8 protein-coding genes are annotated in these 8,914 nt (G+C 65.3%); 7 read left to right on the plus strand and 1 reads right to left on the minus strand.

Features of this window, described 5'->3' with window-relative positions:
• Both KBA48_RS27635 and KBA48_RS27640 read left to right on the plus strand, forming a co-directional pair.
• A partial coding sequence (locus KBA48_RS27635; RefSeq protein ID WP_292911918.1) for a GTA-gp10 family protein occupies window positions 1–307 on the plus strand: 307 nt, incomplete at its 5' end.
• A 20-nt stretch (window positions 308–327) separates the two neighbouring features.
• Complete coding sequence (locus KBA48_RS27640) at window positions 328–513, plus strand: hypothetical protein (RefSeq protein ID WP_292911919.1); 186 nt, start codon at window positions 328–330, stop codon at window positions 511–513.
• 3 nt (window positions 514–516) lie between these two features.
• On the opposite strand, the gene KBA48_RS27645 is transcribed toward KBA48_RS27640, so the two are convergent.
• Window positions 517–936, minus strand: coding sequence for a hypothetical protein (locus KBA48_RS27645; RefSeq protein WP_292911920.1), 420 nt, complete (start codon window positions 934–936; stop codon window positions 517–519).
• Between the two features lie 212 nt (window positions 937–1,148).
• On the opposite strand from KBA48_RS27645, the gene KBA48_RS27650 reads away from it, so the two are divergent.
• From KBA48_RS27650 to KBA48_RS27670, 5 genes are all read left to right on the plus strand, one after another.
• On the plus strand, window positions 1,149–3,170 hold the full coding sequence (locus KBA48_RS27650) for a hypothetical protein (protein ID WP_292911921.1): 2,022 nt from the start codon (window positions 1,149–1,151) through the stop codon (window positions 3,168–3,170).
• A gap of 3 nt (window positions 3,171–3,173) precedes the next feature.
• Window positions 3,174–3,527: a hypothetical protein gene (locus KBA48_RS27655; protein ID WP_292911922.1), complete on the plus strand. Its 354-nt coding sequence runs from the start codon at window positions 3,174–3,176 to the stop codon at window positions 3,525–3,527.
• 1 nt (window position 3,528) lies between these two features.
• Entirely contained in the window at window positions 3,529–4,011 is a 483-nt protein-coding gene (locus KBA48_RS27660; protein ID WP_292911923.1) for a DUF1833 family protein, read from the plus strand.
• Window positions 4,011–4,454 carry an NlpC/P60 family protein gene (locus KBA48_RS27665; RefSeq protein ID WP_292911924.1) on the plus strand — a complete coding sequence of 148 codons (444 nt, stop codon included), beginning with the start codon at window positions 4,011–4,013 and terminating at the stop codon, window positions 4,452–4,454. The genes KBA48_RS27660 and KBA48_RS27665 overlap by 1 nt, the downstream gene beginning before the upstream one ends.
• A 1-nt stretch (window position 4,455) precedes the next feature.
• Window positions 4,456–8,914, plus strand: a 4,459-nt coding sequence (locus KBA48_RS27670; RefSeq protein WP_292911925.1) for a host specificity factor TipJ family phage tail protein, incomplete at its 3' end; no start/stop codon positions are given.

The raw sequence follows: 8,914 nt of genomic DNA on the forward strand, positions 1-8,914 counted from the left end.
TGGCCGCAGCCGCGTGCTGCGGCCATCTTTCGGGGCTATGGTCGCCGTGGAAGAAGCCATGGGTATGACCATCCCTGACCTGTCCCTGGCTGTGTTCAAGGGGGGTGTGGTGCGCCTTTCGGCGGCACAGGCACGGCAGATCATTGCCGCCAGTCTGGTGAAACAGCCGGGCGACGATGTCGCCGCGATGATCCTGGATGAGGGATTTGTCGCGGCAGCGCATGCCTGTTCAAGACTGCTGGTCAATATGGTGACGGGCGGCAAGGCGCCATCGGATGATGCGGCGGGGGAGCGGGCGGCGGGGTAAAGGCCTTCCCCTATGGCCGCATGGAAGGCATCTGGCATGGCGTGCTGGGTCGGGAGAAGGATTTCTACCTGGTCACCCACCATGAATGGCGGCACGCGGTGCATGCGTGGCGGATCAGTCAGGGTGACAAAGAAGCCCAGGCCGAAGATCGGCGTGAACGCTTCTTAGAGTTCCGCGAACGCATGGCAGCGGCTGGGTTTGGGTGAGGGTCAGGGGCTAAGTGCGATTGTGCCTTCGTGACCGCATGTAGGGCAGTACTTTTGCCGCCGCCCATCTTCGAATCTGCGCAGAAGCATCGAATGTCGGTTTGGGCATTCTTCTAGCAGCGGCATGTCGCGCAACCTTGGTTGCGCCGCGTCTGGTGCCGTTTCTCCCGCTAACGCTTCCCGCCTTTTCTGTTCAAGATCAATGGAGGGGAGCGGTGAAAGGACAGCATCGGATTTTCCGGGCATGGCACCATCAAGCCGCGAAACAGCAAAAACGGCGCCCGCCGGCAGACAGAAACCGCCAACCAGGATCAACGACAGTTTTACGAACAGCTGATGCAGGTTGACGACATCACGGCCAAATGAACCGCCGGAGATCGACGCGTCCAGCGACCATCCGGTGATGATCAGCAGCGCGCCCATGGCCAGCAAGCACCATCCGAATAACCGCATTCTTCACCCTCCACGTCGGCAAGGCCCTGATCTGGGGGGGTACACATATCAACCGCGAACCATGTTCGCGTGTGAAGGGGTTCACAATGGCTTCGCCAGCACCCGTCATCGCCGTCAAAATCACCGGGGATCACAGCGACCTTGAGGCCTCCGTCCGGGCCGCCATGGTTGAGCTAAATAAGATGGGCGCCTCTGGTCAGGCGGCCAATGCCCGTCTTGGTCAGGCGGCCAATGACAGCAGTGGCGCGCTTCGCCAAGTTGGCCCTATTGCACAACAAGCCGGATTTCAGGTTCAGGATTTCTTCGTGCAGGTGGCCAGCGGACAGAACGCCCTTGTGGCCTTCGCACAGCAGGCGCCGCAGTTTCTGGGCGCCTTTGGCGTTTTCGGCAGCTTGGCGGGTGCCGCACTGGCCATCGGTGCTGTCGGAGCGCAGTTGATCTTTGCGGGTGATGAAGCGGAGGAGGCAGGCAACAAGGCTGGTGAGTTTGACAAGATCATGGCGGCCCTAAATGGCACGCTCGATAATAATGAAACCAGCATCGAAGACCTGATCGAGAGCTATGAAAAGCTGTCGGAAACGATGAAGTCGATGACGGAGCTTCGGTTGCAGGGTCTATCGACATCGGCGCGCGAAGAAATGCGCAAGCTGTCGAAAGAGATGCTGGGCCAAGTGGAGGAGTTGGCCAACTCACAAGCGCCGGGCTGGCTGGAATCCTTGTTCAACCCGCTGGGATCGGCATTCCAGAACCAGACCACGTCCGACCGCATCAAGCGCCTGTTCGAAATGGGGCGGGTACAGGAAGCCATCGTCTTGTTGTCCAAGGGCGACGAAGCCAGCCGCAAGCTGGCGGTAACCCTGTCCAAGACGGCACAGGAATACACGGAGCTTCAGGAAGCGGCGTCGCGGGCCGATGCCCAGATCGCGCTGTATCAAGGCCGGGCAACTGCACAGCAGAAGGCATTGCTGGACGAAAAGGATGGCCAGGATGAATTGCGCGATGCCCGCGACAAGAACAGTGCGGCCCTGGCACGCCTGAAGAACCTGGTGCAGGATAATTGGGACATCGTCACCCGCCACAATGAAGGGCTGTCCCAGCAGAAGCGCATCCTTGAGGGCCTTCGCGGGCCAATGGATGAATATGCAGCGAAGGTGAAGGAAATCGACGCGCTGGCCGCACGCGGCATCCTGGCCCCGGTTGATGCGGCCACCGCCCGCGCACAAGCATCCGTCGCCATGATGCAGGGGGTGCTGGCCCAAGCCGACGCCGCCTTGGCCAACACCGACCTGTCGCGCGCCAAGGCGGATCACCAGGCGCGCATGAAGCGTGTTGACGTCCTGTTGGCGGAAGGCGACCGGCTGTTGGGGCCGGAAGCGAAGAAGCGGGGCGAGGAAGCCAAGCGCGTTCTGGAAAGCATCCGCACACCGATGGAAGTCTACGCGGCTGAGGTGGCGCGGCTGAACACGCTGCTGGAGAAAGGGTACCTGAGCCAGGACGAGTACAATGCCGCCGTGGCCCGTGCGGATCAGGATCTGGAGCGGGCGGTCGCCAAGACGGACGCCTATGCCGCCGGCATCACCGCCCTGCAACAGACCCTGATAAGTTCCTTCAGCGGCGTGGGCGACGGGATTGCCAAGAGCCTGTTGAAAGGCGAAAGCGCGCTGACATCCTTTGGCAATCTGGCCCTGAATGTCGTGGACCGCATCATTGGTGCCTTCATTCAGATGGCCATGGTGAACCCGTTGCTGAACAGCCTGTTCAGCCTGTCGGGATCAGCGGCCATGCCGGTGTTGGGTTTCGCTTCCGGCGGTTGGACAGGGGGGCAAAGGAACAAGGTCGCTGGCGCCGTTCATGGTGAAGAATTCGTCGTCAAGGCACCCTATGCCGCCCAAGCCAGGGGTGCGCTGGAAGCGCTGAACCGGGGCCAGGGCCTGCCCAGCATGGCGGTGGCCGTGCCGCAGGTCCCTGTCATCTCCATGCCTTCTATGGCATCAGGTCCCGTCACCGTGAACATCCATGGGGCGCCCGCCGGCAGCAATCCGCAGGTCAACCAGCGTTCGACGGCGGGCGGCGGGCGGGAGATCGACGTGTACCTGGAAGGGAAGATGCGGGACGCCATGCCCCGCATGATGGGCGATGGCAGCCTGGATGGAACAATGGGGGCGAACTTCGGGGTCCGCCGCCCGCCGACACGAAGGGGGTGATCCTTGCCAACCTGGCCATCCAGCCTGCCCGCCTATCCCTTGCTGGGGAACAAGGGGCCATTTCCAAACCTCACCCTGGCCAGTTCCATGGATGTGGGACCGGCCAAGGTCCGCCGCCGGTTCGTGGCCGCCGCCACGCCGCGCGAATGCAATTGGGTGCTGTCGGAAGCCCAGCTGGCCACGCTGCGCACCTTCTACATGCAGGATCTGGCTGGCGGGGCGCTGTCCTTCGACATGGTCCACCCGGTCACCGACCAGGTGGCCCGCTGGCGGTTCAAGGCGGGCGCCCCGCCCACCGACGAACAGATCGGCACCGACGTTTACGCCGTCGCTGCCACCTTGGAGGAGTTGCCGTAAGATGCCGCGTCACGTCTCCGAACGCTTCCTCCGCGCGGCGGCGGCCCAGGAAACGGGGGCCTGCCCCGTCATCCTTCTGGAAATCACCCATGATCAGATGGACGGACCGCTGCTGGTCACGGATGCCGGCGCCGACCTGACGGTGGCGGGACCACCCGTCCGGACGTACCGGGCCCTGCCTTTCATGATTGATCTGCCCTCCTCCACGGATGACAGCCTGCCGCAGGTCCGCCTGCGCATCGACAATGTGGGCAGGGAGGTGGTTGAAACGCTTCGGACCATCACCAGCGCGCCGGCGGTCACCGTCACCGTGGTGCTGGCGGAAGACCCGGACGTGGTGGAGGTCGGGCCGCTGTCCTTCCGCCTGACATCGGCGGTGGCGGACGCGGTGGAGGTGGAAGGCACGCTCGCCTTTGAAAGCCTGTTGGGGGAGCCGTTCCCCAGCATGGAGTTCCTGCCCTCCACCCATGCCGGGCTGTTCTGATGCTGCCGGAATGGAGCGGCGATTACATCGGCCTGCCCTATCGCTGGGGTGCGCGTGGGCCGGAGGCGTTCGACTGTTGGGGGCTAGTGGAGGGTGTCATGCGAACGCGGTTCGCGGTTGACCTTCCGTCCCTGCGCTCCCCCGACGCTGAAGACGATTTCGCCGGCATGGCGCGTGTCGCCAATGAACAGGCCGGCGGCTTCGTCCGGCTGTTCGGCCGGGAGCATTGGCGCGACGCACTGGTCTGGCCCAGCCCGGCCGAACGCCCTGGAGACATCGTCCTGATGCGCCGGGGTGCCTTTCCTTGCCATGTCGGCGTCGTCGTGGCGTCGGACTGGATGATCCATTGCCAAGCCGGGATCGGCGTTGCCGGCGCGCAGCTGCGCCACGGTGCCGAAGCCCGCAATATCCTGGCCCTCTATCGACACCCGGATCTGATCTGACATGACCGATATCTGCTCCGACGGCGCCGGCCTGCCGGCGCCGGTGACGCTGCACGCGCTCGCCAGCCCGTTTCGCTCCGACGCGATCCGGGTGGAGGTAGCGCATGGCCGTACCATTTCCGAGATACTGGCCGCCCATGGTCTGCCTATCGACATGTATGACGCCAGTGTCTGGATCGGCGATTGGCGCATTCCCCGTGAGATCTGGCACCGGGTACGCCCCGGCCCCGGCCAGTTGCTGACCGTGCGCGTCATGCCGGCGGGCGGCGGCGGCGGCGGCAAAAGCGTGCTGCGCGTCGTTGCGACAATCGCGATCATGTATGCCGCCTACCAGTTGGGCGGGCCGCTGGCCAATGCGCTGTTCGCCGACACGCTATATCTCCAGGCTACACAGGTGACCATCACCGTGGCCGCCGCCAGCACGGCGGCGGTAGCCGCGACCACCGCTGCACTGGCCGTAACCGGCACGCTGCTGCTGAACGCCTTGATGCCGGTGCCCAAGCCGCGCCTGGGGCAGGTCGAACAGCGCTACAGCATCGGTGCGACCAACAACGGGCGGCCCTACGGGTTGATCCCCGTGGTGCTGGGCCGCATGCGGTGGGCGCCGCCCTATGCCGCCAAGCCGTGGACGGAGCTGGTCGGCCAGGACCAGTATGTCCGCATCCTGTTCGACCTGGGACCGGGGCCGCTGTCCATCGACCAAGCCTCCATGCGGTTGGGGGACACGCCGCTGTCGGATTATGACGATGTGGAGGTGGAGGTCCGCGAAGGCTACGCCAGCGACACAGCGGTCACCATCATGCCCGGCCAGGTGGAGGAGCTGTCGCCGGGTGCCGGCCTGCCGTCCGGAGCGCTGCGGGAACAGGACGGATGGATCATCCGTGTCATCGATCAGGATGCCGACGAACTGTCAGTGGATTTCAGCTATCCGGCGGGCATCTGGCGTCGGTCGGACAGCGGCAAGCGCAAGTCTCACACCGCAGGCGTCGCCCTGGGCTGGAGGGCGGCTGACGGGACGGGCAATTGGCGGCCGTTCCCCGGCGGCACCCTGGCCAACGAGCATCGGATCACAACGGAAGATGAACGAGAGATCCGCGTTTCCTACCGCGTGGCGGTTCCGCGTGGCCGCTATCAGGTGCGTGCCATGCGGTTGGTCGATAACACGGGCGATAACCAGTATGCGGACAGTGTCGTCTGGATTGCCGCCCGCGCGACGTTGAACGAGGCCGCCGTAACGCCGCGCGTACCGCACGCATTCGTTGCGCTACGCATCCGTGCGTCCGGTCAGCTTTCCGGCACCGTGACGGACTTTACGCTGATCACTACCCGTGTGGCTCCTGACTGGGATGAAACGACCCAGGCATGGGTGGCGCGGCCGACCCGCAATCCCGCCTCCCTAGCCATCTGGGCCATGCAGGGTCCAGCGAACCCCCGCCCGTACACCAATGATCGGCTAGACTGGCCCGCCTGGATCGATCTGCATCGGGCCAACGCCCTTGCGGGCCGGACCTATGATGCCGTGCTGGATACCCCCGGGACCCTATTCGACACGCTCCGCCAGATCTGCGCCTGCGGCCGGGGTCGGTTCGCGATCCGGGACACGCTGCTGTCGGTGATCCGTGATCGCGTCCAGGCCGTGCCCGTGGCGCTGATCAGCCCCCGTAATTCCTGGGGCTTCAAGATGACCCGCGTATTCGCGGACATCCCTCATGCCTTGCGCGTGCGTTTTGTCGATGCGGGGAACGATTTCGAGACGGGCGAGCGCATCGTCTATGACGATGGCTACGATGCCTCCACCGCCCGCCTGTTCGAGGTGCTGGATTTGCCAGGCATCACGGATTCTGACCTGGCCTGGAAGGATGGTCGCTATCACCTTGCGCAGCTGCGCCTGCGGCCCGCCGTCTATGAGGTGTCGCAGGATTTCGAGAACCTGATTGTGCAGAGGGGCGATCGCGTCGATCTGCAGCATGACGTGATGCTGGTGGGCGTGGCTGCTGGACGCATTAAGGCGGTATCAGAAGATCGTCGCCAGATCCTGGTAGATGAAGCCTGCGCGATGCAGGCTGGTAAGTCCTATGTGGTTCGTATCCGGTCTGATCGGTGGGCCGTGGTGGACATGTCGGTTACGGCCACGCCCGGCACGCCATTCGCCCTGTCGCTGGTGTCTCCGGCGCCCGGCGCGGTTGCGCCGGGCGACCTGTTTACATTCGGGGAGGCGGGGCTTGTCACCGTCCCCGTTCTGGTGAAGTCGATCATGCCCGGTGCCAATCTCACGGCCCGGCTGGAGTTTGTCGATTACGCTGTTGGCATTCATGAAGCGGAGACAGGCGCCATTCCGCCGTATGACCCCGTGATCGTCACCGACCGGCTCCCGGCGGTGCAGGGTTTGGTGGTGCGCGAGGTGTCAGTGTGGCTGAACGGCACGGAAGTGCCGGCCATCGCCATCGACTGGTCGCGGTCCGCGGACCCACGGGTGGATAGCTATGCCTTGCAGCTGCGTGACCCATCCGGGATATGGACGTCCGTCACGGCGTCGCGCCGTACCGGTCATGACATCTCGCCTGCCGCTATCGGGACGTGGCAGGTGCGTCTTCAGGCTGTGTCGGCCGACGGTCGGCGCTCCCCCTTTGTGGACGCAGGCGTTACCGTGGACGGCATCCCCGATTTCCTGCCTCCGTCCGGGGTGGCTGCGGTGGAAAGTACCGCTGTGCTGGCCGACGGCAGCGTTCAGCCCGCCATCGCCGTCACCTGGGTGCCGTTCGACAGCGCGTCGATGTTGTCGGTCATCATCCGGTGGCGTGAAGAGGGGGCCATGCTGTGGCAACAGGTGGATGCGCCTTGGGGGGCGGGCCGTCAGGTGCTGGCCCCGGTTCGCCAGCCGGCACGCTATGAAATCCAGGTGGCCAGCGCCGGGGCCGGAAATGTGCGGTCAGAATGGGGGGCGGTGCCATCGGTGTCCATTGCCGGCGGCATCATCGGTGCCCGCGTCGTCCGGCTGGAGCTGTTTGAACAAGGCGGGGACACGACCTTTGAGGGCCGTGACGTGCGCATCGTCTGGGCCGGGTCCTTCCCGGATACGGGTGCATCCTTCGGTGCCGAGCCGTTCGGCGCGGGCACGGCCCAGGCCAACCCGTACTGGCGGGGCTATGTGGTCCGCGTGTTCGACGCGGAAACCGGCGTGCTGCTGCGGACGGAGGCGCCGCAGATCGCCACCGATTACACTTATGCCTATGACGATAATGTCCGTGACGGCGGCCCCCGCCGCCGTTTGCGTTTTGCCGTGTCCATCCTGCCCAAGGTAGGGGCGGAACTGGGCACCGCCATCCTGACGGTCAGCAATCCGGCACCGGGGCTGCCCGCCGATCTGGTGGTGGAAGGCGTCACACTCGGGGTGCGCGTCGCCTACACCCCATCGGCGGATAATGACTGGCGCGGGGTGCGCGTCTATATGGGCGATGGTCCGGACGTGCCCATTGATCCGGCGCATCTGGTCTATAGCGGTCCGGACACGGATATCACCCTGCCCCTGCCGGCGGGTGCTGTCCGCTATGTCCGCGTCGCCCAGGTCGATGCCTTTGGCCCGGAGCCGCTGACCCTGTCACCGGCGGTGGCGGTCACAGCGCTGGCCGTAGCGACGGCCGACCTGGCCGACAGGATCATCGGCCCGGACCAGTTGACGGACACGCTGTCCAGTCGCATCGACCTGGTGGACGGCCCGCCCGATCTGGCCGGCAGCGTGGCGGCCAGACTGGCGGCAGAGGCCCAGGCCAGGGCGGATGCTCTTGTGGTGGAGGCGCAGGCACGGGCGGATGCCTTGTTGGCCGAAGCCCAGGCCCGTGCGGATGATCTGGCGGCAGAGGCACAGGCCCGTGCCGATGATCTGGCTGCCGAGGCCCTGGCCCGGGGCACGGCGATCAGCAACGAGGCCAGCATCCGGGAGAGTGCCGATGGTGCCCTCGCCTCGACCATATCCACCGTGTCGGCCGTGGCGGATGGCGCGGTTGCTGCAATCCAGACCGAACAGGAGGCACGGATCAGCGCGGATGGGGCGCTCGCCAGTAGCATCACGACCCTGACCACCAGGATGGGTGCGGCGGAGGCGTCCATCACCATAGAGCAAACGGTAAGGGCCGATGGCGACAGCGCCAATGCCAGCAGCATCACCACCCTGTCCGCACAGGTCAACCATGCCACCACCGGCCTGCCCGCCACCCGCGCGGCGCTGCTGGTGGAACAGACGGCCAGGGCCGATGGCGACAGCGCCAATGCCGGCGCCATCAGCACCCTGTCCGCACAGGTCAACCATGCCTCCACCGGCCTGCCCGCCACCCGTGCGGCGCTGCTGGTGGAACAGACGGCCAGGGCCGATGGCGACAGCGCCAATGCCGGCGCCATCAGCACCCTGTCCGCACAGGTCAACCATGCCTCCACCGGCCTGCCCGCCACCCGCGCGGCGCTGC

It is taken from the genome of Niveispirillum sp., from assembly GCF_017996735.1.
Taxonomy (GTDB): Bacteria; Pseudomonadota; Alphaproteobacteria; order Azospirillales; family Azospirillaceae; genus Niveispirillum.

What these genes read in the sequence shown, in the direction of transcription:
- KBA48_RS27650 (WP_292911921.1), top strand. Translation starts at nt 1,149, where the DNA reads ATGGGCGCCTCTGGTCAGGCGGCCAATGCCCGTCTTGGTCAGGCGGCC.
- KBA48_RS27660 (WP_292911923.1), top strand. Translation starts at nt 3,529, where the DNA reads ATGCCGCGTCACGTCTCCGAACGCTTCCTCCGCGCGGCGGCGGCCCAG.
- KBA48_RS27640 (WP_292911919.1), top strand. Translation starts at nt 328, where the DNA reads ATGGAAGGCATCTGGCATGGCGTGCTGGGTCGGGAGAAGGATTTCTAC.
- KBA48_RS27645 (WP_292911920.1), bottom strand. Translation starts at nt 936, where the DNA reads ATGGGCGCGCTGCTGATCATCACCGGATGGTCGCTGGACGCGTCGATC.
- KBA48_RS27665 (WP_292911924.1), top strand. Translation starts at nt 4,011, where the DNA reads ATGCTGCCGGAATGGAGCGGCGATTACATCGGCCTGCCCTATCGCTGG.